We start from the raw sequence: 24,658 nt of genomic DNA, 5'->3' as shown, positions 1-24,658 counted from the left end.
CGCCCCCCCCCCGCGGCGATGGTGTGCCGGACGCTGGCCCTGTGGGTGGTGCTTTGGCGCAGCGAGGGGCTGCGGATCGTGGCTATCGGCCTGCCCGCGCTCCAGGGGCGGTGAACGCTTAGCGCGGTTCGCTGGCGCGCATCAGGTGGACCTGGCCGCCGACTTCGGCGCGGCGGAAGGTGATGGATGCCAGTTCGTCGTCGTTAAGTGCGGTCTCGTGCCAGATAGCGTCGATGCTGGCTTCCTGACCCAGGTGGCGGTCGATGCCGATGAAGCGATAGGGCGTGGCGTCGTCAACGGCTTCGGGGTGTTCGCCGCCAGACCACTGATAATCGCCGCTTTCGGCGCTGGCCCAGAAGCCGAACACCGCCAGCTCCGCAATGGCATGGGCGGGGGTGGAGCTTTCGTCGGACTCGGTGGTGTAGAGTTCGGGCCAGGTTGGCACCTTGCCCTCGATCTCTTCCCACTCGGCGCTGTCAAAACCGGCGTAGAGGTCGAGGCAGGGGCGGCCGGTGCAATCGTCCTTGCTGGCCTGCTTGTCGGAGATGACGCGACTGCTGGCTTCGAGCAGCACGGCAGCATTGTTCATGATGGGCTGGAAGACGAAGCGCCAGGCCATGTGATCGCCACGCCCGAATTCCTCAACCGGAGCGGTGTTTTCGATGCCATAGGCATCGGCGGTATCGGCGTGGAGCACGGCGGCGAGATTGTAGTGGCGGACTTCGATGAAGCTCATCGGTGTGCCGTCCTCGCTGATGACTTCGCCGTATTGGATGGCGGTGCGGGTGCGAATGCCTTCGATGGCCTTGTCGGCGATCAGCATGGCTTTTTCGATGGGGCCCACCGAACCGCCCGGGGTCATCACCGTCAGATCGTACCATTGGTCGATCAGACGCACTTCGAGCGCCGGTACGTCCTCGGCGGTAAAGCCCGGAGCATAGACGAAGTCGTGGATCTGGTCTTCGAGCGGCTGGGCTGAGGCCAGGGCCGTGGTGGCGAGAAGGGCGGCAGTGGCGGCAAGTGTGCGGATCATTGGTTCCCCCGGGATGCGGTACCGCTAGATATCGCCCACTATGTGAACCGGAGATGACCGGAAAAAGGAAGGCCGCTTGACAGTGTCTTTCAAAAATGAGTTAGATGACTAACTAAATTTTGGGAGATGGAAGATGAGTGACAAAAAGTGGATGGTGCGGATGGACGCCGGGCGGTTCGGGCCCTGGGCAATTGTGACGGGCGCCAGCTCGGGGATCGGGCGCGAATTTGCCCGGCAGATCGCGGCGTCCGGGATCAATCTGGTTCTGGTGGCGCGGCGTGCAGAGGCCCTGGAGACAGTGGGCGAGGATTTGCGGCGTAGTTCCGGGATCGACTACCGCGTGATCGCGGCGGACCTCAGCGAGACCGGCGCGGAAAAGAGCATTATTGACCAGACGCAGGACCTCGAAATCGGCCTATTGGTGTCCGCCGCCGGGTCCGGGCAGCCCGGCGCATTTCTGGCCTTCGAGCCTGAGCAATTGCTGCGCCAGACCCAGTTGATGGGGGTGTCGCATATGCTGTTGACGCATCATTTCAGCCGCCGCTTTGCCGCCCAGAAGCGGGGTGCGACGTTGCTGGTATCGGCGCTGGGGGCGGATAGCGGCATCCCCTTCCATGCCAATCCGGCAGCGGCAAAGGGAATGATCAACGCGCTGGGGCGGAGCCTTCATGCTGAACTCAAGGAGCATGGCGTGGGGATAACGGTGCTGGTCGTGACCCCGACCGAGACACCCTTGATCAAGAAGATGGGGCTGGACGCCTCACCTATGCCGATCAAGCCCAGGTCGGTGGCGCAATGCGTGGCCGAGGCGCTGGAAGGCATAAAGCGCCGCAAGATGATGGTGATGCCCGGCCGTCTCTACCGCACCATGAATGCGCTGATGCCGCACAGCTTGGTGCGCGCGATGACGGCGAATATGATGCGGCAGAGTACGACATTCGTGGGTTAGGAGCGGCCATTGGCTGAGAACGGCAAACCGGCCCCTCGCGGCAAGCGCGAGCGGCTGACACAGGCGGCAGTTGAGCTGGCGCATCGGCAGGGCTATCGCAATACCTCGCTGGCCGACCTGGCGGAGGCCTCGGCGGTGCCGCTGGGCAATATCTACTATTACTTCAAGAGCAAGGACGATATCGGCCGGGCCGTGCTGGAGCAGCGTCTGGGCGAGGTTGCGGCCATGAAGCAGATGATGTCGGGGCTGCCGACGCCGCTAGAGCGGCTGCTGGGTTTTGTCGAGGCGACGATCAACAATGCGCCAACGGTGGCTGAAAGGGGCTGCCCGCTCGGGTCACTGAGCGCCGAAATGGCGCGGGAGCATGGCGAATGGACAGAACCGGCAAAGGGGCTATTGGCCGTGCCGATGGCCTGGATGGAAGGGCAGTTTGCCGACATGGGACACGCCGAAGACGCGGCCGACCTGGCGCTGCAGCTTCAATCGTCGCTGCAGGGCGCGTCGATCCTGGCGCATAGCCTGGGTGATCCGGCGCTGCTGGTGCGCGAGGGGCGGCGGCTCCAGGAGTGGCTGCGGGGGATGGAGGCTTCCCCGGCAACGACAGAATGAAGGTGAAGCACTGGTGCTTCGCTTTGCAACACTCAGCGGGGCGAGGGTGAGGGGGCGGCGCCCCCCGGGCTTCTGAGTCTTTAAGGGGCACGACACCCCCACCCCAGCTTTGCTAGGGCCTATCGGCCCAGCGTCGCTACCCTCCCCCTTGAGGGGAGGGACTGAGGGTGGGCAAAGCAGCGCCTTCACTAGATGTGAAAGGCTCTAGGCTGCGAAGTAGTCTTGCAGGGGGCGAACCTGGAGGCTGCCCTGCTTGAGGGCGACGATGCCTTCCACGGCAGCGAGGGCGCCGTCGATGGTGGTGTAATAGGGGATTTTCGCCAGGAGGGCCGTGCGGCGGATGTCGCGGCTGTCGGAGATCGACTTGAGGCCATCGGTGGTGTTGATCACCAGCTGCACCCCGCCGTTTTTCATCGAGTCGACGATATGTGGACGGCCTTCGAGCACCTTGTTGATCTTGGTGGCCGGGACATTGTTGTCGACCAGATAGCGCTGGGTGCCGCCGGTGGCGAGGATTTCAAAACCGGCCTCAACCAGGTGCCGGGCCATGTCGACGATATATTGCTTATCTTCGTCGCGGACGGAGATGAAGGCCTTGCCGGAGGTGGGGACCTTCTGGCCTGCGCCCATCTGCGACTTGGCGAAGGCCATGGCAAAATCGGTATCGAGGCCGATGACTTCGCCGGTGGACTTCATTTCCGGGCCGAGCACGGTGTCGACGCCGGGGAAGCGGTTGAACGGGAAGACGGCTTCCTTGACGGCGATGTGCTTGAGCTTCTTTTCAACCAGATTGAAACTGGCGAGGCTTTCGCCGGCCATGATGCGCGAGGCGATCTTGGCGATGGGTTCGCCGATAACCTTGGCAACGAAGGGCACGGTGCGCGAGGCGCGCGGGTTCACCTCGATAAGGTAGATGGTGTCGTCCTTATAGGCGAACTGCACGTTCATCAGGCCGCCGACCTTGAGGGCGAAGGCCAATTCGGTGGTCTGGCGCTTGAGCTCTGCAATGACCGCGGGCGAAAGGCTGCGCGGGGGCAGGGAGCAGGCAGAGTCACCGGAGTGAATGCCGGCTTCCTCGATATGCTCCATGATGCCGGCGACGAACACATCCTTGCCATCGCATAGCGCATCGACGTCGATTTCGATGGCGCCCGAGAGATAGGCATCGAACAGCAGAGGATTGTCCGAGAGGACCGAGTTGATCTGGCCGGTCTTGTCGTTGGGGTAGCGCTGGAGAATGTCGGGCGGCACGAGGCCGGTCAGGGTGTCCTGAACATAGCGCTCGAACTCGCTGGCCGAGTGAACGATGGCCATGGCGCGGCCGCCGAGCACGTAAGACGGGCGGATGACCAGCGGATAGCCGAGACGTTCAGCCACCAGACGGGCCTGTTCGAGCGAATAGGCAATGCCGTTCTTGGGCTGCGTCAGTTCGAGCTTGTTGAGAAGCTTCATGAACTGGTCGCGGTCCTCGGCCAGGTCGATGGCGTCGGGCTGGGTGCCCAGGATCGGCACGCCGGCCTTCTGAACCGCTTCAGCCAGGTTCAGCGGGGTCTGGCCGCCGAACTGGACGATGACGCCGTGCAGGGTCCCGTTCTGCTTTTCAGTGAGCAGGATCTCGATGACGTCTTCCTCGGTCAGCGGCTCGAAATAGAGGCGGTCGGAGGTGTCGTAGTCGGTCGAGACGGTTTCGGGATTGCAGTTGACCATGATGGTTTCATAGCCGGCGTCGGCCAGCGCGAAGGCGGCATGGCAGCAGCAATAATCGAACTCGATGCCCTGGCCGATGCGGTTCGGGCCGCCGCCGAGAATGACGACCTTCTTGCGGTCGGACGGGCGGGCCTCGTCCTCGACCTTGCCGGCGAAGGGCATTTCATAGGTCGAATACATATAGGCCGTCGGCGAGGCGAATTCGGCAGCGGAGGTGTCGATGCGCTTGTAGGCGGGGCGCACTTCGAGGCTATGGCGCAGCTTGCGCACGTCGGAGGGTTTCAGGCCTGCCAGCTGGGCGAGGCGTGCGTCGGAAAAGCCCATGGACTTGAGAAGGCGCAGATTGACCGCATCCTGGGGCAGGCCGAATTCCTTGACCTTGGCTTCCATGTCGACGATGCCGCGCATCTGCTCGAGGAACCAGGGGTCGATCTTGCAGGCTTCGAAGATGTCTTCGTTGGAGACGCCCAGGCGCATGGCCTCGGCCACATGGAGCAGGCGCGAGGGCGTGGGAGTGCCGAGAGCGGCCTTGATGGCGTTCTTGTCTTCGCCTTCGCCCAGGCCGGGAATGCCAACCTCGTTGAGGCCGGTCAGCCCGGTTTCGAGCGAACGCAGGGCCTTTTGCAGCGATTCCTGGAAGGTGCGGCCAATGGCCATGGCTTCGCCCACCGACTTCATCGCCGTGGTCAGGCGATTATCGGCGCCGGGGAACTTTTCGAAGGCAAAGCGCGGAATCTTGGTGACGACATAGTCGATGGTCGGCTCGAAGCTGGCCGGGGTGGCGCCGCCAGTGATGTCGTTTTCCAATTCGTCCAGCGTGTAGCCGACGGCCAGGCGCGCAGCGACCTTGGCAATGGGGAAGCCGGTGGCCTTGGAAGCCAGCGCCGAGGAGCGCGACACGCGCGGGTTCATCTCGATGACGACCATGCGACCGTCGGCCGGGTTGATGCCGAACTGCACGTTGGAGCCGCCGGTTTCAACGCCGATCTCGCGCAGCACCGCCAGCGAGGCGTCGCGCATGATCTGGTATTCCTTGTCGGTCAGCGTCAGGGCCGGGGCGACGGTGATGCTGTCGCCGGTGTGGACGCCCATCGGGTCGATATTCTCGATGGAACAGATGATGATGCAGTTGTCCTTCTTGTCGCGGACAACCTCCATCTCGTATTCCTTCCAGCCGAGCACGCTTTCCTCGACCAGCACTTCATTGGTGGGCGAAGCGTCGATGCCGCTTTCGCAGATATTGAGATATTCTTCGCGGTTATAGGCAATGCCGCCGCCTGTGCCGCCGAGGGTAAAGCTGGGGCGGATGATGCAGGGCAGGCCGATCACTTCAAGCGCCTGCAACGCCTCGATGGTGTTGTGGGCCAGCATGGAGCGCGGGGTCTCGAGCCCGATCTTCTTCATGGCATCGCGGAACAGCTCGCGATCCTCGGCCTTGTCGATGGCCTCGGCAGTGGCGCCGATCATTTCGACGCCGAACTTTTCCAGCACGCCCATCTTGCGCAGCGAGAGCGCGCAGTTCAGCGCCGTCTGGCCACCCATGGTGGGGAGCAGCGCGTCGGGGCGCTCCTTCTCGATGATCTTGGCGACCACTTCGGGGGTGATCGGCTCCATATAGGTGGCGTCGGCCAGGTCCGGGTCGGTCATGATCGTCGCCGGATTGGAGTTCACCAGAATGATCCGGTAGCCCTCTTCCTTGAGCGCCTTGCAGGCCTGGGTGCCCGAATAATCGAACTCGCAGGCCTGCCCGATGATGATCGGGCCTGCACCGATGATGAGGATCGATTTGATGTCGGTACGCTTTGGCATGGTGCTCGCTCTGGCTGTCTAATCACTGACCGGCGGGCGAAGTAGAGAATCGCCCGGACACACCCGTCCGCGCGAAACCCGCGTGGCTGTTGAGCACAGCAGCGCAGGGGAAGAGACCGAACATGGTGGTTAAGCGGGCGGTGTAGCGGAAGAGTCAGCGGAAGGGAAGGGGGTGCGAGCCGTGGCGCAAGAAGTCGCAGCAACTCAAGCATTAACAAGGCGCAATGAAAGGCGGGATTGCGAAGGTGAGATTGCGCGTTTGGATTGTGCGTCTCTTCAAAACTCCCCTTGGGTCCACAACCTGCCCTTTTGACGCAAATCCGCGCGCCATAGGCGTTTGCGGGCATCGGCGGTTTCGAGGTGGCGGTATTTGCCGCCGGAGAATTTGGCCCAGTCCAGCGCCATGCCCATGCCGACCAGTTCAGCGGCCAGATCGCGGCCATCGGGCAGGAAACACTCGCCGACCAACCGGTCATGAGAGAGTTCGGGCTTGATGCGGGCGGTGATCACCTGCCCTTTGCACAATTGCACAAGCGCCCATTTGGCCTTCTGGCCCCAGGGGTGATCCAGCTCGGGCGCATCTATCCCGGCGAGGCGGATATGAACCTTGTCGATGACGATGGTGTCGCCATCGATGACCCAGGCCTGGCCCCGCAGCACGGTCGGCGCCGGTGGGGCGGTGCGGGAAACCACCACCGTTGTCGTGGTGCGTCGCGTGGCGACAACAACGCGGCTTTGCTGGCGGGGCCGGTAAGGCTGGCGGCTGGCGCCCTTGCCGCCAAACAGCCGGATCAATAAGCGCATCAGCCCCATGTCTTCCCCCAAAAGACAGCGACCCGAAATTGGCCGCCAGCAAAGTCTTGCGCAAAACTGGCGGGATAGGAAGGGGCTGCGTATCAGGTTTATTTCCGGTGTCGCCCACACTCCGGCCGTCACCCTCGGGTCAAGCCCGAGGGTGACGCGTGGTAGCCGCGAGGTCTCTCACCCAATCCCCACAACCTCCACCTCTGTCTCGCCCAACACCGCCACGTCACCCACAGCCTTGCCCATCAGCGCGCGGGCGAGGGGCGAGCCAAACGACAGTGTCCCCGCCTTGGGGTCGGCTTCGTCTTCGCCGACGATGGTGAAGGTCTGGGTGCGGCCGTCGTCGCGTTCGATGGTCACGCGGGAGCCGAAGGCGACGATGTCGTTGGATGATGGCGCAGGCACGAGCTGGGCGGTGCGGAGGCGTTCGTTGAGGTAGCGCAGGTCGCGGTAGGGATTAGCGGCCTGGCGGCGGCGCTCATTGATGTCTTCCACGGCGAGGGCGGCTTCATAGGCCGTGGTCGCCTCGGCCAGTTGCCGTTCGAGCAGCGCCAACCCGTTGGTGGTCACGAGGTTCGGTCCCGCCGGGATGGGCTTTTCGGGCAGCATGGTTTCTGCGGCCGTCTCGGCGCTATCTTCCTTGGTAAAAGCAACGCTCACTGAGACAATCCTCGTTCCCGCTGAAATGAAGGCTGGCGGGCTCGCGCTTCACCGGCGCCCCCACAGTTGTCACATATGTAGGTGTTCTGGCGACGAGATGAAACGGCCGGGCGTGTCGCACCCCCTATCGAGCTTTGCACGGCCCTTTGAGCCTAATGGCGCTGCCTCCTCCTGCCCAGGGGGAGGAGGTGCGGAGAAAGGGTCGATGTTGACATGCAATGAAATCATTGCATATAAAAGGCAATGAAACGCTTGCATATTAGATGAGCATGGACGCGGACCAGTTGGACCGGATCTTCAAGGCCTTGGCCGATCCGACGCGGCGAGGGCTGGTGGATCGGCTGGCGACGCGGCCGGGGCAGTCGCTGTTCGAATTGTGTGCGGCGGCGGTGGCCGACGGGCAGCCGGCAATGTCGCGGCAGGCGGTCAGCCAGCATCTCGACATGCTGGAAAAAGCCGGGCTGGTGCAAGTGACATGGGTGGGGCGAACCAAGCTGCACACGCTGGACCTGACGCCGCTGCGGGCAGCGCAGGCGGCATGGCTGGGACGGCATATGTGAGGCCCCCACCTCAGCCTTGCCTCGACCCGTTGGGCGTGGCGGCGCTGTCCTTCCCCCGATGAGGGGGAGGAGGGGATAATGAGAAGGAGCAGGGACCAAAATGAAAATCTATGTGACGAGTGTATTTGTCGATAACCAGGCCAAGGCGCTGGCATTTTATCGGGATCTGTTGGGCTTCCAGGTGAAGCACGATATCGACATGGGCGGGGGCAATCGCTGGTTGACCGTCGTGTCTCCCGAGGCGCCGGAGGGAACAGAGCTGCTGCTGGAACCAAGCGGACATCCGGCGGTCGGCCCATACAAGGCGGCGTTGGTAACCGATGGGATTCCGGCGGCCTCGTTCATGGTCGAAGACATGGACGCAGAGGTGGCGCGGCTCAAGGGCAAGGGCGTGCAGTTCACGGTCGAACCGATGGATGCTGGGACGGTGCTGATGGCCGTGTTCGACGACACCTGTGGCAACCTGATCCAGATTGTTCAGATGAAAGGCTAGGACCAATCGGTCCGATGCTCACGTAGTCGAGTGAACGCTGCGCTTCGGTTCTCCAAAACCGATCCCAGTGTCCAGCAAAAAGCCCGGCCTTGCGACCGGGCTTTTTGCTTGGGGCGCGCCCGCTAGTGCAGGCGGCCGGACCATTCATCGACGTCCTTGCGGACCTCGTCCTTGGCCTTGCCGTAGCGCTCCTGAAGCTTGCCTTCGAGCTGCTCACGATTGCCGTTGATCTGGGCAATATCATCGTCCGTGAGCTTGCCCCACTGTTCCTTGGCCTTGCCGGAAAACTGCTTCCAGCTGCCTTCGATGCGGTTCCAGTCCATTGTGCTCTCCTCGGTTGCGTGTGTGCAAGATCAACGCGGGGAGGGGGTGGGCGTTCCGCAAAAGTGATCAGGGTGATGGTTTGCGGCGGCGCAAGCGGCTGGACAACGCGTCGAGCAGCACGCCGAAGCCGATGGCCAGAATGATGGCGAGGACCATGCCGAGCAGGGGCTGGGCACTGAACCACTGGCCGGCGAGATAGCCCATGGCCACGTTATAGCCCGCCCAGACCATGCCGGCGGCGAGTGAAAAGGGGAAGAAGCGCTGGTAGGCATAGCCGGTGCTGCCGGCGGTGAGATTGACCGCCAGCCGGGCGAACGGAATGAAGCGGGCGGTGAGAATGACCATGCCGGCGCGCGGGCCGAGGCGGCGGCTGGCCCAGCGCAGAAGGCGCGCCAGTGGGCGCAGGCGGGTTGCTTGCAGGCGGCGCACGCCGACCAGGCGCCCAATGGCATAGGTGAGACTGTCGCCGGCGATGGCGCCCATGCCTGCAACGAGCAGCAGGACCAAAGGACTTGTGCGGCGCTGGAGGCGGCCAGCGAGGCAAGGCCGACAATAACCACTTCGCTGGGAAAAACGGGAAAGACGCCGTCGAGGACCACCAGCGCCAGAGCGATGAGATAAATCCAGGGCGAGGCGGCGAGGGGCAGGATAAGGCTGGTGAGAATGTCCATGGTGACCGCAGCTGGTGGGCGGTTTACAGGACTAGCAGGCGACCGGCACAGCCTTGTGACGGGTGAAGGCTGCCAATCAGGCGGCGCGAGAGAGCACCTGGCCCTTAAGAGCGGCGAGAATATCGGCGACGCGATATGGCTTGGGGATGAACACGGCGCCGGCGGGCAATTGGGCCGCTGCCGGGCGGACGCCGCCCGACACCACGACCACGGGCAGGCCGGGGTGGCTGCTGGTCGCCAGACGCGCGAGGGCGAGGCCATCGGGGCCATCCCCGAGCTCGATGTCAGTTACCAAGGCGTCGATTTTCGTTCCGATGATGCGCGCAGCGGTGCGCGCGTTGCCGGCGGGCAGCGCCTGGTGGCCGCGGTCGGCCAGTTGATCGATCAGGTCGAGCAGCAGCATCGGCTGGTCTTCGACCACTAGAATACGCATTGTTTCGGTCATTTCAGGTTTCCCCTCGGCACGCGATAGGCAAGGACAGAAGGCCTTGGGGCGGCTTTCGTTGCATGACAACTGCGCATGGCTGCCAACATGGTTAGCATTTGGTTCAAATTGTTGGCATGCGCGGCCGCACAGTTCCCGAGAGCCTTGACGTTGTTCGCAAAACAAGGGGATGCCGGGACATTCGCTTAAGGGTTTCTGTGTAGGCTGGTTCTCGAAAGGGAGGTCGGGGCCGTGTCCAAGCGCGAGGTGATCCATCTGTCCGAAGTGGTCGGCGCGCTCAGCTTTGCGCTCGACATTACCGAGGGGCAGCCGGTGGGGCACAGCCTGAGGTGTTGCTGGATCGGCATGCATGTGGGCATGCGCCTGGGCCTGCCGCCGGCCGAGCTATCGGACCTCTATTATACGCTGCTGCTCAAGGATATCGGGTGCAGCTCAAATGCGGCGCGTATCTGCCAGCTCTATCTGGTGGACGATCTGAGCTTTAAGGGCGCCTATAAGGTCGTCGATAACAAGCTGCCCGAAATCCTGCGGTTTCTGGTGGCCAATACGGCGCGCCGCTCAGGCTTTGTCGAGCGGCTGCAGACGCTGGTGCATATTGCCCGCAATGGCGGTGAGATTTCGCGCGAGCTGATCGAAACGCGCTGCCAGCGCGGGGCCGAGATTGCCCGCAGCATGCGATTCTCCGAGGCGGTGGCGCAGGGCATTCTTGATCTGGATGAACATTGGGATGGCAGTGGCCAGCCCCTGGGCCTCAAGGGCCAGGAAATCTCGCTGTTCGGGCGGATCGCACTTTTGGCGCAGGTGGTCGATGTGTTCTTCATGCGCGGCGGGGGCGAGGCGGCGCTGGCCGAAGTGCGCGAACGCAGTGGCCGCTGGTTTGATCCGCAACTGGTGGCGTTTGTCGAAGAGATGGAGCGGGACAAGGGGTTCTGGTCGGCCATGCTGGCCAATGACCTGCCCGAGCGGGTGATTGCGCTTGAGCCCAAGGCGCTGACCCGGGCGGTGGACGAGGACTATCTGGACGATATCGCCGCCGGCTTTGCGCAGGTGGTGGATGCCAAGAGCCCGTTCACGGCGGGTCATAGCGACCGGGTGGCGCTTTTTACAGACCTGATTGCCGAAGAACTGGGCTACGCGCCGGAGCGGCGGCGCTGGCTGAAGCGGGCGGCGCTGCTGCACGATATCGGCAAGCTGGGGGTGTCCAACAGCGTGCTCGACAAGAATGGCAAGCCGGACGAGCAGGAATGGGCCGAGATCAAGCGTCATCCAGAGCTGGGCCGGGTGATCCTGTCCAAGATCGCGGCGTTTCGCGATACGGCACGGATCGCCGGTGACCATCACGAGCGGCTGGATGGGCGGGGCTATCCACATGGCATTGCCGACGCTGCCATTGATCGGGATACGCGGATCGTGACGGTGGCCGACATTTTCGACGCGCTGACGGCAGACCGGCCCTATCGCAAGGCCATGCCGGTGTCGGTGGCCTTCGGGATCATGGAAAAGGACTGCGGCAGCGCCATTGATCCAGAGATTTTTGCCGCGCTGCAGCGTGGTTTTGCGCGGCTGGAGGATGTGGCCGAACCGGTGGACGAGCAAGCGGCTTAGCGGGGGGCGTTCTAGCCAGACCCCCGCCCTTGATCCCTCCCCACAAAGGGGGAGAGGGTGAACTCGAACCTCACGGCCCTGCGCCTCCCTCCCCTTGATGGGGAGGATATGAGGGTGGGGATGATGGATCTATATATTCGCCCGATAGAGCGCGACGCGGATGCCGCCGTGGAGGACGGTTGGCAGGGGCGGCTCGAAGCGGAGGCCTGTGGCCTGGGCGAGTTGCTTGTCGGCGGTGATGATGCCGACGCGCCAGCCGGCAAAGCGGGTTTTCAGCACAGTGCCCAAGGTGCGGTGCAGGCCAATCAGCGGACCCTTGTTGCCGATGCGCGTACCATAGGGCGGATTGACGATGACCAGACCCGGCGGACCATCGGGCGGGGTGAGGTCTTCGACGGATTGCTGGGTAAAGCTCGTGTGGCCGGCGACGCCGGCGCGAGTGGCATTTTCACCGGCCATGCGGATGGCCCCGGCATCGCGATCAAAACCATAAAAGCGTAGGTCGACCGGATTGGCGGCAGTCGTGCCGCGCAGACTTTGCCAGGCCGCGGCGTTGAAGCAGGGCAGGAGCTCAAAGGCGAAGGTGCGGGTGCGTCCGGGATTGAGACCCAGGGCGATTTCGGCGGCCTCGATCACGAAAGTGCCGGAGCCGCACATGGGGTCAAGCACGGGTTCGGTGCCGGTGTAGCCGCACTGGCGCAAGAACATGGCGGCCATGGTCTCGCGCATCGGAGCCTTGGCCACACCCTCCTTGAAGCCGCGCTTGTGCAGCGACTCCCCAGTGGTGTCGAGGCTGATAGTCACCAGATCGTCCTCGATCCGCACCATCACGCGGAGCGCGGCATCCTCGGCAATGGGAGCGCCGAGCTCTTCGGCGATGGCCTTGGCGACGCGCTGGGCGGCGGCGCCCGCGTGATAAATGCGCGAGCGTTTGCAGCTGGCTTCGACATGTACCGGCACATCGGGGCTTAGGATTTCGGCCCAGGGGAGCTTGCGGGCGCGCTTGTCGAGCTGGGCCAGGTGCATGGCGCGAAATGATGCGACACGTGCCAGAATGCGGGTCGCGCCGCGCAGCTCCAGATTGGCGCGCCAGACATCGGGCCAGGTGCCCGAAAACAAGACACCGCCATCGGTGACCACCGCGTTGGCAAAGCCCGCAGCGCGCGCCTCCTCGGCAAGGGGAGCTTCAAGACCGGGGGTGGCAACGAGATAAATATCAAATGGGGTGGGGTTCATGGCGGAGCCTTAGCCCTGCGCACTGCGGCTGGCAAGTTTGCGTGGCGGGAGGGTTACCAAAGGCGTGATCCATGCTTATATCGCCAAATGGCGATAAACAATTGCCGATCCCATCACGAAAATCGAGAGTGCTTCACGATGAACGAATATGTGCCGCCCAAGGTCTGGACCTGGGACAAGGAAAACGGGGGAGCCTTCGCCAGTACAAATCGACCCATTGCCGGGGCAACGCACGACAAGGATCTGCCGCGGGGCGCCCATCCGATCCAGCTCTATTCGCTGGCGACGCCGAACGGGCAAAAGGTCACCATTCTGCTCGAGGAGCTGCTGGCCGCCGGCCGTGACGCTGAATATGACGCCTATCTGGTCAATATCGGCAAGGGCGACCAGTTCGGCTCGGGCTTTGTTTCGGTGAACCCGAATTCAAAGATTCCGGCGATGGTGGACTATGGGCCGAAAGAGCCCATCCGCCTGTTCGAAAGCGGTTCGATGATGGTCTATCTGGCCGACAAGTTCGACGCATTCCTCAGCAAGGACGTGGTCAAGCGCGCCGAAACCATGAACTGGCTGTTCTGGCAAATGGGCAGCGCGCCATTCCTGGGCGGTGGCTTCGGGCATTTTTATGCCTATGCGCCAGTCAAGCTCGAATACCCGATCAATCGCTATGCCATGGAAACCAAGCGCCAGCTCGACGTGCTCGACCGGCAGTTGGCCGAACATGAGTTCGTTTCCGGCAGCGACTACACTATCGCCGATATGGCCATTTTCCCCTGGTATGGCGGCATGGTGCTGGGCCGCGCCTATGATGCGGCAGAGTTCCTGGACGTGGGCAGCTATACCAATGTCATCCGCTGGGCCAAGCAGGTCGATGCGCGCGAAGCGGTCAAGCGCGGGCGCACCGTCAATGCCGCAAACGGGCCGGAGGACGAGCATCTTTATGAGCGCCACTCGGCTGCCGACATCGACAAGGTCGTCGCCCTGCGCAAGGATCGCGGCACGGTCTGAGCTCCATCGCCCTGGCACATATGCAGTCGCCCCCGATCAATCGGGGGTGACTTTTTTGTGGGATCGGTCGAAATCCGCCATCCTCGTTCGTCATTCTGGCAGAACGAGATGGAGGACATTCAATGCGTTTCATGGCCCTGGTCTACTTCGAACCCGGCGCGATGGATCATTTGAGCGCGGAGGATTTTCGCCGGCTCGATGATGCCACGATCGAACATGATCAACGGTTGCGGGCGAGCGGGCATTTGTTGTTTGCCTCGCCGCTGGCCGGGATCGAAACCGCCCGCAGCCTGCGGTTCGACAATGGACAACTGATTGCCACCGACGGGCCCTATGCCGAAAGCAAGGAAGTTGTCGGCGGTTTCCTGATGCTGGAAGCCGAGAGCATGGAGGCGCTGATGCCCTTGTTCGAGGATGACCCGATCCTCCAATATGGGCGCATGGAAATCCGGCCGCTGGTTGTGCATACCCACAGCCAGAGCGGCGAGGGACGCCCCGAGCCGTCTTTCTAGATCATTTCACCGTTAGTTGTTGATGGCGATGATGCCCCATTGGGTCTGGGCGCAATCATCATCGAGACACACATTGGTGATCCACACGGCGCCATTGCCGATACCGACCCCTTCGTCAGTGACGATCAGGTCGGCTACATCCTGATTGAGCAAGGCCTGCTGGGTATCGGGCGAGACCAGCATGTCGAAATTGTCGGCGAGGTCCTGTTCTTCGAGCACGTCATAGGTTTCGCCATTGGCGTTCACGGTCAGCGGGAAGAACGAATATTGACCCCAGGTTACCGGATCGCCGAACATCACCGCATCCTGAAGTAGTGAGAAAACTTCGAAGAATCCGTCGGCATTGCCGTGGATCGCCTCGATATTGGCGTGGATGTCCTCTTCGGACTGGGCGAATGCCGGCATTGCGGCGCCGGCCAGAAGCAGAGCGGACAGGAGCGCTGTAGCAGGACGAAGGAACATGGTGGGTCTCGAATTGGGGCGGCCGGTTGCCGGTCCGGTATCAGCACTCCAATTGGGTTTACTTGCAAGAGGTTGGGGCGCGAATACACCCCCTGTTAAGTCTGACCGGACCATTATGCTGCTTGCCCGAGGCATGGATTGCCTTCGCTGCCCCTGTTGTATTCGAGTTTGAGTAAGCCCCATGCGTCTGATTATCGGTGTCATTACCGTCTTTGCCTGTGTTTTTGGCGGCTACATGGCAATGGGCGGGCATGTGGAAGTGCTCTGGCAGCCGTTTGAATTCGTGATCATCCTGGGGGCCGCCATCGGCGCCTTCATCATCGGGAATGGCGGGCCTGTGCTCAAAGCCGTTCCGGCCATGTTCGGCACACTGCTCAAAGGGCCAAAATATAACAAGGCCGCCTATGTCGAACTGCTGGGCATGCAGTATTCGGTTTACAAGCTGATCCAGCAAAAGGGCATTCTCGGCATCGAACCGCATATCGAGGATCCACATAATTCGACCCTGTTCAACGCTTTCCCGACCTTCGCCAAGAACCACCACGCGGTGGAATTCGTGTGCGATTACATGCGCATGGTGACCATGGGGTCCAATAATGTGCATGAAATGGATGCGCTGATGGACGAAGAACTGGAAACCCATCACCAGGAGCAGGAGCGCCTGGTGTCGGCCATGCAGGCGATTGCCGACGGGACGCCGGCGCTGGGCATCGTCGCCGCCGTGCTGGGTGTGATCAAGACCATGGGCGCCATCACCGAGCCGCCCGAAGTGTTGGGCCACCTGATCGGCGGCGCGCTGGTCGGCACGTTCTTCGGCGTGTTTGTGGCTTATGGCTTTTTCGGGCCGATGGCGCAGTCGCTCAAGAGCACGTTCGAGGCCGAGTCCAAGTATTTCCTGTCTCTCAAGGTGGGTCTGCTGGCCCATATCGGTGGGCAGCCGCCAGTGATGGCCATTGAATTTGCCCGCAAGGCGCTGATGAGCGAAGTGCGCCCCACCTTCGCCGAAGTCGAGGCCGCAACGGCTGCCTTGCCTGCCACCAATTAGCGCCAGTTTGGCGCAAACGCTCCAGGACGGATAAGCCAGAATGGCGAATTACGATCAGCCGATCATCATCAAGAAGATCAAGAAGAAGGGTCACGCACACCACGGTGGGGCCTGGAAGATCGCTTACGCCGACTTCGTGACCGCCATGATGGCCTTCTTCCTGCTCATGTGGCTGATCAGCATGACCACGCCCGAGCAGAAGGAGGGGCTTGCCAATTACTTTGCCCCGGCTTCGCTCAGCATGACCACCAGTGGCGCTGGCGGGGTGATGGGCGGCAATGCCATGGACAATTCGGGCAACCAGATGTCCGGTTCTTCGGCTGATATTGTCGAAGACCGTCCGGCCTCTCCGCAGAGCTCCGACGAGGGCACCGTCGACACCCATATCGGTGGACCGGCACGCGAGCAGGGCAGTGAACGCCAGGCGAGCAGTGACAGTGAATTCAATCTCAAGTCGATCGACACCCAGGCCTTCCACAGCGCCGCCGCCAGCATCAAGCAGGCCTGGCAGTCGCTGCCGGAGGTTACGCCATTCATGGATAACCTGCTGATCGAGGAAACCGAAGACGGCCTGGACATCCAGATCGTTGATCAGCAGGGGCGTCCGATGTTCCCCGAGGGATCGAAATATCCACTGGAGCCGACACGGGCGGCGATTGCAGCGATTGGCCCGATCCTGCAGCAGCTCAATGCTCAGGTGACCATTTCCGGGCACACCGCGGCCGGCGGGCGCTATGACAATCCGCGCTATGGGCCGTGGGAGTTGTCGGCGGATCGCGCCAATGTGGTGCGCTCGATCCTGGGCGAGTTCGGCATGAGCGACGACCGCTTCAAGGCGGTATCGGGCCGGGCGACCGATGAGCCGTTCTTCCCGAACGACCCCTATATGTCGGCCAATGAACGGGTGCGGATCACGGTTCTGCACGCGCCGCCCCCGGTGCCGCTGGGCCTTCAGCCGTAAAAGTGCGGGGTTTTACGGCATATGCCGTTAACCCAGGCAATAGGTATGGCTGGGCATTTGCCCAGCAGATGCCGATCAATAAGGGCCGATTAAGAACTTAAAACGCAAGCTCATCTCCAAGAGCAACAGGCAGAAGCCTGGCTACGGAGTTACCATGCGTTTTGGTCGATCAACATTGTTTGCGTTCCTGTTGGCCTCGGTCAGCACATCTGTTCTGGCCCAGGACTGGGTTGCGGAGCGGCTGCGCGGTGGGGTGATGCTATTTGAGCAGGGCACCTGGGTTGCGGTGGAACGCGGCGACGTTGTTCTCGACGGGCAGAAAATTCGGACGTCGGGCGATGGTCGCGTCGAACTGGTCCGCGGCCAGGAGCGTATCGCGCTGGCCGGTAATACGGAAATCTCGATCCGCGACGCGGGCGATCAGAAGATGACCAGTGTCATGCAAACCCTGGGCAGCGTCACCATCGAAGCCGAGCGGCGTAATGTGCAGCACTTTTCCGTCCAAACGCCGGTGTTGGCCGCTGTGGTCAAGGGCACGCAATTTACGGTGACCTACCGCGATGGCCAAGCGCGCGTCGATGTGGATCGCGGAATCGTGCAAGTGCAGGACGATGGGCATGACATGGTCGTCGATGTTACGCCGGGCCAATCGGCAGCTGCCAGCAGGACCGCTCCGGTGGATGTTACCGGGCGTGGGTCGGACAAGATCGTTTATCTTATCGAGGGCAGTGTGGTGCCCGCTGCTGCCCGGGATGCCGTTCTGAGTGGGGCGCTTGCGGCGACGGATGCGCTTGCCGCCGTCAAGGACGGCGCCGTGCCCAATGCGCATGCCGGCGGACGAGGTGATGGGGTCGGCGCGGAGGTGCGGGCCTCTAACGGCAGTAATGGGGGCAATGGCGCTGCTGTTGGTGCAAGCGTCAGCCATGGCTCCAGCAGTGCTGGCGGAAGCGGTAGCGGTGTTTCAGTCAGTGTCGGGGCCGGCAGGAGTGACACCAACAGCAATGCTGGAGCTGAGGAACGTAATACGCCAGTCAGCGTTGAGGTTGATCATGGCGTGGTCGCGGTGGACGTTGACGTTGACGTTGGCAAGGCACCGAGTCTTCAAGTCGGGCTTGGGCGCTAGATCGTTTTTCAGCGTTGCGTTGAAACGCTGAACGGCTGCAAGTCTTTGTTTTGTTGCGGTTCGCTGGCGCGGCCCTTCGGGGCCGAACCGCAAAACGGGGTCACTTTTTGCGCGAAATGCTCTAGCCGACTTGATGCCGCCGCTCGACTTCTAGCAAGCCAGTAAGCTCCAGATCCGATATGGGCCGGCTGAAGTGATAGCCCTGCCCGGAAGTGCAGCCGGCCTCTGCCAGCCAGGCTGCCGTGGCTTCGTCTTCCACCCCCTCGGCAATGGTGGACTTGCCCATCTTGCGGGCCAGCTCAAGGATCGCAGAGAGCAGCAAGCGGTCTGCGTCCGAGTTCCGGTCGCGTATGAAGCTTTGGTCGACCTTGACCGTGTCGAAGGGCAGGTCGCGAAAGTAGCTCAACGACGAATAGCCGGTTCCGAAATCATCGATTGAAAGGCGGACGCCAAGGTTTCGCAGCCGCCACATGGCGTCGCGGACGCGACCAGCATCGACCAGATCCTGGCTCTCGGTGATTTCCATTTCCAGGCGGGAAGGGGGCAGGCCCGAGCGGTGGAGCGCAGCTTCGACGGTTGCAACAATGTCGGTTTGTTGAAACTGGATGGGCGAAACATTGACGGCCACTACGATCGGGCTCGGCCAGTGGGCGGCTTGCCGGCAGGCCTCTCCCAGGATCCAGCGTCCAAGATCGACAATGAGGCCCGTTTCCTCTGCAATCGGGATGAACTCGGCGGGCGAGATCAGTCCCAGCTCGGGATGTTCCCAGCGCATGAGACTTTCTGCACCATTGATCTGGCGGGTCCGCAAATTGACCTGCGGCTGGAACAGCAGGCGAAGCTGGTTGCGGCCAATGGCCTGGCGCAGGTCGCGGTCCAGCTTTTGCTGACGGTCCAGCGCCTGTTGATCGGCCAGTTGGAAACCGCGTGCGGGGATCTGCGTCATGCGAGCGCGGATCAGCGCGATTTCGGCGCGGTTCAGCAGTTCGGCACGTGAGCTCGAACCTGCTGCGTAGCCGGCTATGAGTTGGATGTGGAGGCTATGGCCATCCACGGTGTAGATGCCTGACAGCATGGCGATCAATCGCTGAGCCGCCGCGGTAAGCCGGTCGGCGTCACCATCATCAACGTCGGTCAGCGCAAAATTGGCCAATGCGGTCCGCGCCACAATGGCAAAGCCGCAGTGGGACAGGCGATGCGCGAATTGAACGAGCAGTTGTTCGACAATGTCATGGCCCAGCGTTGCCCGCAGTTCGTCAATGGACTGGATCTGGAGCAGCACCAGGGTCAGGCCCGCGTCAGTCTCAGGCAGGTCGAGCAGGCCTTGGCGTGACAGAAGCCCGGTGGCGGGATCGTGCGTCGCCAAGAATTGCAGGCGCTGCTGGGCCGTGCGGCGCGCCAGAAGGTGATTATACCCATTGTCAGCCAGTGCCAGCCCGAGCAGCAGCAGCATGCCGATGTGGAGGGTCGCAGTTTCGACGATGATGCCCAACTGGCCATAGGCGACGAGAGCCAGCAATTCGCCCAGGACCGCCGTGCTGAGGAGCGCCAGAGCGATAGTCAGAACGTTGACGCGTCGGCGGCGCGATACCAGCGCGAGGGCCCACGCCGCCGCGATGAGAATGCCAGGAAAGCCGCCCCAGTTGGTAAGGACGCGACCCGTTTTGAGAGTTTCGAGGGCTAATGCCTGCAAGAGCGGCCCAGGAATGATGCCGTGGCGCGGAACGGCGAAGAAGTCGCGCAATTCGATGGCACCGGCGCCGACAATGACCTGTTTGCCGGCCAACAGATCAGGGGCGATGCGGTTGTACAGCACGTCGGTATAGCTCAGCCGGGGTATGCTTGAGATATCGAGCGAGAAGTCGATCTCCAGTGCTCGGGGCAAGTTGGCCTGACTGCGCGCAAGCTGCACGGCCAGGGCCGGAATGGTGCCCTGTTCGTCGCGGGCGGCCACCAGAATGGCATGGGCGCGCGATGTCATGGGATCGAGCAGCACATTGACCAGTACGGGACCTGCGGCGGCTGCAAATTCGGGCAAGGGGCGTGAAAAACTCAGGTCGCTGCCGGCGCCGGTTTGAACGAATGCGGCAAGCCAGGCATAGCCGCCAGCTCGCTCAAGGGCCGCCGCGAAAATAGCGTCGTCAAACGGGGTGCTGGCGCTTGAAAAATCGATGTCGAACGCGACTTCATCGGCACCGGCTTGCATGAGTTTGTCCAGCAAATCGGCATGCAAGGTCCGCGGCCAGGGCCAGACACCGACCTCGGCGATGCTCCTGCTATCAATTTCAACATAGACCGTGTTGCCGCTGGTCGGGATGGTATTGGCCTCAAGCCGCCAATCGCCGAAACGGGAATCAAGCGACGCCAGCATGCCTCCCTGGCCCAGCGCCCAGAGCAGCAATATGGCCACCAAGGCGGCCCCGCGCCTTATCAACTGCCGCACATATCATCTCCCGATTCGCAGTTATTATGCGCGAACGGCACTGACAGCGGGTTAAGGCGGCTTTGGGGGGACACATCACGGAACGGATGCAATTGCAGCGCCGTTCCTCAAGTGTTCAGACAGAGGGAGCGGACCGGATCATGCTGCAATTGTTGCTTATTCTCGTCGTCGTCGCGCTGCTTGCCGGGGCGATGGGCTTTACCGGCCTTGCCGGCACTGCGGCGACACTGGCCAAGATTGTCGCCGGGATCATGCTGATCGGCGTGGTGCTGATCCTCATGCTAGCCTTCATGGGCCTTGCGGTGCTGTTTTAGAGGAAGAGCTTGAAGCCTTCGTGCGATTTCTCGAATCCAAGCTTTTCGTAGAAGCGGTGGGCATCCAGCCGGACCTTGTTGGAGGTCAGCTGGACAAGGCCACAGCCGGCGTGCCGGCATTGTTCAATTGCCCAGAGCACCATTTCGGACCCAAGGCCATGGCCGCGATGATCGGCGCGGATATGCACGTTTTCGAGCACGCCACGCTTCATGCCGAAACGCGGCAGGCCGGGAATGATACTGATCTGCAGGGTGCCGATGATGTCGCCGTCCTGTTCCGCCACAACCAAACGGTGATTGGCGTCGGCCTGGATTTCGTCGAAGGCGGCGCGATAGCGCGGATCCGTGAGGGTCGCCGGATCGAGCGGAGGTGTGTCGGCACCTCGCGCGTCGCCAGCATGGCCAAGCTGGAGCATGACCGGAATGTCGGCGGGGGTCGCGTCGCGGAATTTCGTCATGTCAGTTGTGTCTCGGGGCCATGAGTCGTGCCAAGCCTAGCACGGCGAGTGCGAGGATAGCGGGACCGATGGCAAGGACTGACCCGGCCGCCCAAAGCGCGCCGGTTGCGGCCCAGAGGATGGACGAAAAGGCTTCGCTCAGGGTCGCGGCGCGGGAGGCGACCTGACGGCGGCGGAACATGGAACGCTTGGCCGTGACGCGGAACCAGAGCTGAATGGCGGTGGCGGCGGCGGCGGCGATCAAAGCGCAGGTAGCAGTGATCAACGCCATGGGCCAGGACGCGAAGGCCATGAGCAGGAGCAGGGGCGCCAGAACCACACCAATGACGGTGAGCACGGCTTCGACTTTGGCGCGAAGGATTGTGCCTGGGGTCAGCGGCGCGGTGGCAACGAGGTCGTGGGCGTCCTCGCCGGAAATGGCCAGCCAGGCCAAGCCGCCGGCCAATTGCCCACAGGCCATGACCAATACCGGAACGATGACGACAAAGCTCCCGTCACCCGCGCCAGAACCATAATTGACCCAGAGCAGCAGGGCGGGGGGCACGAGATAAAGCAGCTGCATCAGGGTTTGCGAAAGCAGCCAGGGGTCGCGCTGGAGCAGGCGGAATTCCTTGCGGCGCAGGGCCTGGCGCTGCGTGGTGATGCTGAACGCGCCGGTGGAGGCGCGACGCTGGCTGCGAATGTGGTTGAGGCCGGCGGCAGAGGTTGCCAGATGACGATAACTGGGGGCAATGACGGCGATGGTGGCGGCGAGAATGGCCAGCGCGGCGCCCACCAGCAGAAGGGCCGGAAGCGGTTCGCCCAAGGCCGCGCGGGCCGGGAGCCAGAGGAAGCTCGTTGCGTCAGGCGCGGACGAGATGAGGGTGTCGGACTGGAAGATGGCCAGGCGTGAAAAGCCCTGGTGGGAGAGAATGGCGGCGGCCTGGATGCCGATGACGAAGCCGGCGCCGACGATGCCCGCAACAATCTGGGCAATGAGGCGGGTGCGGCGCGGACCGGTAAGGCGGAATAGCAGGCGGGTGATGGCCATGGCGATGGCCACCGAGAGTGCAGCCAGCGCCGCTATCACGAGGAAAGCAGAGAGCCAGTGTGGTCCGTCCTGAACGACGAGGGCAAAGACCAGCGGCGAGATCAGCAGGGCGCCCAGCGTTGCCGTGGTGACAAAGACGGCTCCGGCACGTACCGCAAAGAGCCGGTTGCTTGAGGCCGGAGAGGACAGGATGAGATCAAGGTCCGAGCGGCCGTAGTAGACCCGGGTGACGGATTCGAGCGCCTGCGAAAGGGTTACGGCCCAAAACAGCAGGCCCATGCCCGAGATCAGCACGAGCGCCTGCTTGTCGATGATGATGCCGGATGCGGTCCAGGGGCTGACAGAGAACCAGGCGATGACCAGCATCAGCGCATAGATCGTGCCACCACCGATGATCCAGCTGACAAGGCGAACACGGTGCCCGCCTGTCATCATGGCGAGGGCGTCGCGCCAGGCAAGGCGGAATTCGTGGGCGGCCAGCCAGGGCAGGGATGCGGGGGCGAGGTTCACGCGGCGTCCTGCCCCTGCTCGGTTCCCTCAGCGACCAGGTCGAGGAAAATTTCCTCCAGCGTGGTTTCACGACCGATGCGGGTGCGCAGCTCGGCCAGCGTGCCTTCGGCGATGAGACGCCCCTCCGCGATGACGCCGATACGCTCGGCCATGCGTTCGGCCACTTCGAGAATATGGGTGGTCATGATGACGGTGACGCCCGACGCGGTGCGTTGGCGCAGCACGTCCTTGACCTGTCGCGCCGAGCCGGCGTCCAGGCCCGTAAGGGGTTCGTCGAGAATGATCAGTTGCGGATCGTGGACCAGGGCTCCGGCCAGGGCGACCTTTTGCAGCATGCCCTTGGAGAAACCGCCGCACAGTTCATTGGCATGAGGGCGCAAGCCCAGCCAGTCCACGAGTTCGTGGGCGGCCGCGCGAGCGCGGGCGGGCTCGACCTGCCAGAGGCCGGCGACGAAATCGAGGTATTCGAGCGGGGTGAGGCGGTCGTAGACCATGGGTTCATCCGAGACCCACGCCATGCGCTGCTTGGCGGCAACCGGATCGGCAAGGGCGTCGATGCCGAAGATGGAAATCGCGCCTGCGTCGGGTTTTAGCAGCCCCGCGACCATGCGCAGGATGGTGGTCTTGCCCGCACCATTGGGGCCGAGCAGGGCATAGAATTCGCCTGGCCGGATGGTGAGATCGACACTCTTGACCACAGGGCGGTCGAAGGATTTGGCGAGGCCGGAAATGGCAAGGGCGGCGGGCATGGCGGGCTCCAGTGTGGGTGGAGACGCTATCCTCGCCGCCCTTTCGGGCCGATGAACGGCAATCGTTAACGAAATGGATCAGGCGAAGGCGAGGGCCTCTTCAACGATCGTCAACTTGACATCGACATTGCCCCGCGTGGCGTTGGAATAGGGGCAGATCTGGTGGGCCTTGTGGACCAGATCCTCGGCCTGGGCTGGCTCGAAACCGGGAATGGTCACCTTGAGCTCGACCGCGAGGCTAAAGCCGGCACCCCTGGCGTTCTCGCCGAAGGAAACGGCAGCGTCGATGGTGGTCTCGTCGGGAATCCTGATCTTTTCGCCACGGGCGACAGCCTTGAGGGCGCCCAGGAAACAGGCCGAATAACCAGCGGCGAAGAGCTGCTCGGGATTGGTGCCGGGGCCATCATTGCCGCCCATGGCCCGGGGTGTGTCCAGCGTGACGTTGAGCCGACCATCGTCGGTCTGGCTGGTGCCGGTGCGGCCACCCGTGGTGTGGGCATGGGCGGTGTAGAGGGCTGACTTGATGCTCATGAGAGGTATTCCTTGCTGGTGATGCAGGGTAAATAGGGCACAATTAAATTGTGCGCAATAGAATTTTGTGTGTTAGATTTGATGAAAGAGCGAGGTACGGGATGACCGGAAATCCGATGCCGACAATCGACCAGATGTTATGCTTTGCCGTGTATTCGGCGGGACATGCCTTCACGCGGTTTTATAAGCCGCGGCTTGATGCGCTGGACCTGACCTATCCGCAATATCTGGTGTTCCTCGTGCTGTGGGAGAGGGACAACCTGACGGTAAAAGCGCTGGGCGAGCGGTTGTTCCTCGATTCAGGAACCATCACCCCGCTGATCAAGCGGCTTGAGGCGCGCGGTTTGGTGCAGCGTCAGCGCGACGACGAGGATGAGCGGCAGGTACGCATTCGTCTCACGGCCGATGGGCGGGCGCTCAAGCAGCGGGCCGAGGCCGTTCCGCTGGCCGTTGCCAAAGGAACCGGGTTGAGCCAGGCGGGCGCCGAGGCGCTGCGACTCGAACTGCTGGCGCTGCGAGAGCGGTTGGACAGGGTAGACTAGCAAGCGGCGAGCGTCTGGCGCTCATAGTGACCTCGTCCGCAAGGGGCGATGAGAATGAGGACAGCAGG

The 24,658-nt window shown here is 62.6% G+C and carries 26 protein-coding genes; 12 read left to right on the top strand and 14 right to left on the bottom strand.

Annotation, left to right across the window (positions count from 1 at the left end; translation table 11 throughout):
• Positions 1–118: 118 nt before the first annotated feature.
• The gene (locus tag NIM87_RS10015; protein ID WP_254674518.1) at positions 119–1,033 is read right to left on the bottom strand and encodes a hypothetical protein; all 915 of its coding nucleotides are present in this window, start codon (positions 1,031–1,033) and stop codon (positions 119–121) included.
• A gap of 133 nt (positions 1,034–1,166) precedes the next feature.
• Here NIM87_RS10015 and NIM87_RS10010 point away from each other — a divergent pair, with 133 nt between their 5' ends.
• A complete protein-coding gene (locus tag NIM87_RS10010) occupies positions 1,167–1,982 on the top strand; it encodes an SDR family NAD(P)-dependent oxidoreductase (protein ID WP_254674517.1) in 816 nt (271 codons plus the stop codon).
• 9 nt (positions 1,983–1,991) lie between these two features.
• The gene (locus NIM87_RS10005; RefSeq protein ID WP_254674516.1) at positions 1,992–2,591 is read left to right on the top strand and encodes a TetR/AcrR family transcriptional regulator; all 600 of its coding nucleotides are present in this window, start codon (positions 1,992–1,994) and stop codon (positions 2,589–2,591) included.
• A 204-nt stretch (positions 2,592–2,795) separates the two neighbouring features.
• On the opposite strand, the gene carB is transcribed toward NIM87_RS10005, so the two are convergent.
• From carB to greA, 3 genes are all read right to left on the bottom strand, one after another.
• A complete protein-coding gene (carB, locus tag NIM87_RS10000; RefSeq protein ID WP_254674515.1) occupies positions 2,796–6,107 on the bottom strand; it encodes a carbamoyl-phosphate synthase large subunit in 3,312 nt (1,103 codons plus the stop codon).
• A gap of 276 nt (positions 6,108–6,383) precedes the next feature.
• Complete coding sequence (locus tag NIM87_RS09995) at positions 6,384–6,911, bottom strand: thermonuclease family protein (RefSeq protein ID WP_254674514.1); 528 nt, start codon at positions 6,909–6,911, stop codon at positions 6,384–6,386.
• A gap of 177 nt (positions 6,912–7,088) precedes the next feature.
• Positions 7,089–7,571 carry a transcription elongation factor GreA gene (gene greA, locus NIM87_RS09990; RefSeq protein ID WP_254674513.1) on the bottom strand — a complete coding sequence of 161 codons (483 nt, stop codon included), beginning with the start codon at positions 7,569–7,571 and terminating at the stop codon, positions 7,089–7,091.
• Between the two features lie 263 nt (positions 7,572–7,834).
• Between greA and NIM87_RS09985 the strand changes: the two genes are divergently transcribed.
• Together NIM87_RS09985 and NIM87_RS09980 are read left to right on the top strand one after the other, a co-directional pair.
• Positions 7,835–8,131 carry an ArsR/SmtB family transcription factor gene (locus NIM87_RS09985; RefSeq protein WP_254674512.1) on the top strand — a complete coding sequence of 99 codons (297 nt, stop codon included), beginning with the start codon at positions 7,835–7,837 and terminating at the stop codon, positions 8,129–8,131.
• Between the two features lie 100 nt (positions 8,132–8,231).
• On the top strand, positions 8,232–8,624 hold the full coding sequence (locus NIM87_RS09980) for a VOC family protein (RefSeq protein WP_254674511.1): 393 nt from the start codon (positions 8,232–8,234) through the stop codon (positions 8,622–8,624).
• A 122-nt stretch (positions 8,625–8,746) separates the two neighbouring features.
• Here the strand turns inward: NIM87_RS09980 and NIM87_RS09975 are convergent, their stop codons facing one another.
• The 3 genes from NIM87_RS09975 to NIM87_RS09965 all read right to left on the bottom strand — a co-directional run bounded on the left by NIM87_RS09975 (position 8,747) and on the right by NIM87_RS09965 (position 10,064).
• Entirely contained in the window at positions 8,747–8,947 is a 201-nt protein-coding gene (locus tag NIM87_RS09975) for a CsbD family protein (protein ID WP_254674510.1), read from the bottom strand.
• Between the two features lie 67 nt (positions 8,948–9,014).
• Positions 9,015–9,455: a DedA family protein gene (locus tag NIM87_RS09970; RefSeq protein WP_254674509.1), complete on the bottom strand. Its 441-nt coding sequence runs from the start codon at positions 9,453–9,455 to the stop codon at positions 9,015–9,017.
• A 240-nt stretch (positions 9,456–9,695) separates the two neighbouring features.
• Positions 9,696–10,064 carry a response regulator gene (locus NIM87_RS09965; protein WP_254674508.1) on the bottom strand — a complete coding sequence of 123 codons (369 nt, stop codon included), beginning with the start codon at positions 10,062–10,064 and terminating at the stop codon, positions 9,696–9,698.
• Between the two features lie 231 nt (positions 10,065–10,295).
• Here NIM87_RS09965 and NIM87_RS09960 point away from each other — a divergent pair, with 231 nt between their 5' ends.
• On the top strand, positions 10,296–11,669 hold the full coding sequence (locus NIM87_RS09960; RefSeq protein WP_254674507.1) for an HD-GYP domain-containing protein: 1,374 nt from the start codon (positions 10,296–10,298) through the stop codon (positions 11,667–11,669).
• Between the two features lie 129 nt (positions 11,670–11,798).
• Here NIM87_RS09960 and NIM87_RS09955 read toward each other — a convergent pair whose 3' ends face one another.
• Positions 11,799–12,905 carry a THUMP domain-containing class I SAM-dependent RNA methyltransferase gene (locus NIM87_RS09955; protein WP_254674506.1) on the bottom strand — a complete coding sequence of 369 codons (1,107 nt, stop codon included), beginning with the start codon at positions 12,903–12,905 and terminating at the stop codon, positions 11,799–11,801.
• 138 nt (positions 12,906–13,043) lie between these two features.
• Between NIM87_RS09955 and yghU the strand changes: the two genes are divergently transcribed.
• Complete coding sequence (gene yghU, locus NIM87_RS09950) at positions 13,044–13,910, top strand: glutathione-dependent disulfide-bond oxidoreductase (RefSeq protein ID WP_254674505.1); 867 nt, start codon at positions 13,044–13,046, stop codon at positions 13,908–13,910.
• 122 nt (positions 13,911–14,032) lie between these two features.
• The gene (locus NIM87_RS09945; RefSeq protein WP_254674504.1) at positions 14,033–14,422 is read left to right on the top strand and encodes a YciI family protein; all 390 of its coding nucleotides are present in this window, start codon (positions 14,033–14,035) and stop codon (positions 14,420–14,422) included.
• A 12-nt stretch (positions 14,423–14,434) separates the two neighbouring features.
• On the opposite strand, the gene NIM87_RS09940 is transcribed toward NIM87_RS09945, so the two are convergent.
• Entirely contained in the window at positions 14,435–14,884 is a 450-nt protein-coding gene (locus tag NIM87_RS09940; RefSeq protein WP_254674503.1) for a hypothetical protein, read from the bottom strand.
• Between the two features lie 181 nt (positions 14,885–15,065).
• Here NIM87_RS09940 and motA point away from each other — a divergent pair, with 181 nt between their 5' ends.
• The 3 genes from motA (at position 15,066) to NIM87_RS09925 (ending at position 18,013) form a co-directional block, all read left to right on the top strand.
• A complete protein-coding gene (motA, locus tag NIM87_RS09935; protein ID WP_254674502.1) occupies positions 15,066–15,929 on the top strand; it encodes a flagellar motor stator protein MotA in 864 nt (287 codons plus the stop codon).
• Positions 15,930–15,969: 40 nt separating this feature from the next.
• A complete protein-coding gene (locus tag NIM87_RS09930; RefSeq protein WP_254674501.1) occupies positions 15,970–16,890 on the top strand; it encodes a flagellar motor protein MotB in 921 nt (306 codons plus the stop codon).
• Between the two features lie 154 nt (positions 16,891–17,044).
• On the top strand, positions 17,045–18,013 hold the full coding sequence (locus NIM87_RS09925) for a FecR domain-containing protein (RefSeq protein WP_254674500.1): 969 nt from the start codon (positions 17,045–17,047) through the stop codon (positions 18,011–18,013).
• Between the two features lie 121 nt (positions 18,014–18,134).
• Here NIM87_RS09925 and NIM87_RS09920 read toward each other — a convergent pair whose 3' ends face one another.
• Positions 18,135–20,456 (bottom strand): putative bifunctional diguanylate cyclase/phosphodiesterase, encoded by a 2,322-nt coding sequence (locus NIM87_RS09920; protein WP_254674499.1) that lies wholly within the window; start codon positions 20,454–20,456, stop codon positions 18,135–18,137.
• 140 nt (positions 20,457–20,596) lie between these two features.
• Between NIM87_RS09920 and NIM87_RS09915 the strand changes: the two genes are divergently transcribed.
• On the top strand, positions 20,597–20,770 hold the full coding sequence (locus NIM87_RS09915; protein ID WP_254674498.1) for a DUF1328 family protein: 174 nt from the start codon (positions 20,597–20,599) through the stop codon (positions 20,768–20,770).
• Here NIM87_RS09915 and NIM87_RS09910 read toward each other — a convergent pair.
• The 4 genes from NIM87_RS09910 to NIM87_RS09895 all read right to left on the bottom strand — a co-directional run bounded on the left by NIM87_RS09910 (position 20,767) and on the right by NIM87_RS09895 (position 24,048).
• Complete coding sequence (locus tag NIM87_RS09910; RefSeq protein WP_254674497.1) at positions 20,767–21,228, bottom strand: GNAT family N-acetyltransferase; 462 nt, start codon at positions 21,226–21,228, stop codon at positions 20,767–20,769. The genes NIM87_RS09915 and NIM87_RS09910 overlap by 4 nt on opposite strands.
• 1 nt (position 21,229) lies before the next feature.
• Positions 21,230–22,768: a permease gene (locus NIM87_RS09905; RefSeq protein ID WP_254674496.1), complete on the bottom strand. Its 1,539-nt coding sequence runs from the start codon at positions 22,766–22,768 to the stop codon at positions 21,230–21,232.
• Complete coding sequence (locus NIM87_RS09900) at positions 22,765–23,517, bottom strand: ABC transporter ATP-binding protein (RefSeq protein ID WP_254674495.1); 753 nt, start codon at positions 23,515–23,517, stop codon at positions 22,765–22,767. Before NIM87_RS09900 ends, NIM87_RS09905 begins: the two co-directional genes overlap by 4 nt.
• 78 nt (positions 23,518–23,595) lie before the next feature.
• Positions 23,596–24,048, bottom strand: coding sequence for an organic hydroperoxide resistance protein (locus tag NIM87_RS09895; protein WP_254674494.1), 453 nt, complete (start codon positions 24,046–24,048; stop codon positions 23,596–23,598).
• A gap of 101 nt (positions 24,049–24,149) precedes the next feature.
• Between NIM87_RS09895 and NIM87_RS09890 the strand changes: the two genes are divergently transcribed.
• Positions 24,150–24,590 carry a MarR family winged helix-turn-helix transcriptional regulator gene (locus tag NIM87_RS09890; protein WP_254674493.1) on the top strand — a complete coding sequence of 147 codons (441 nt, stop codon included), beginning with the start codon at positions 24,150–24,152 and terminating at the stop codon, positions 24,588–24,590.
• The last annotated feature ends 68 nt before the right edge of the window (positions 24,591–24,658 follow it).

It is taken from the genome of Devosia ureilytica (assembly GCF_024273195.1).
GTDB lineage: Bacteria > Pseudomonadota > Alphaproteobacteria > Rhizobiales > Devosiaceae > Devosia > Devosia ureilytica.
This window is presented reverse-complemented; position numbering and strand designations above follow the sequence as displayed.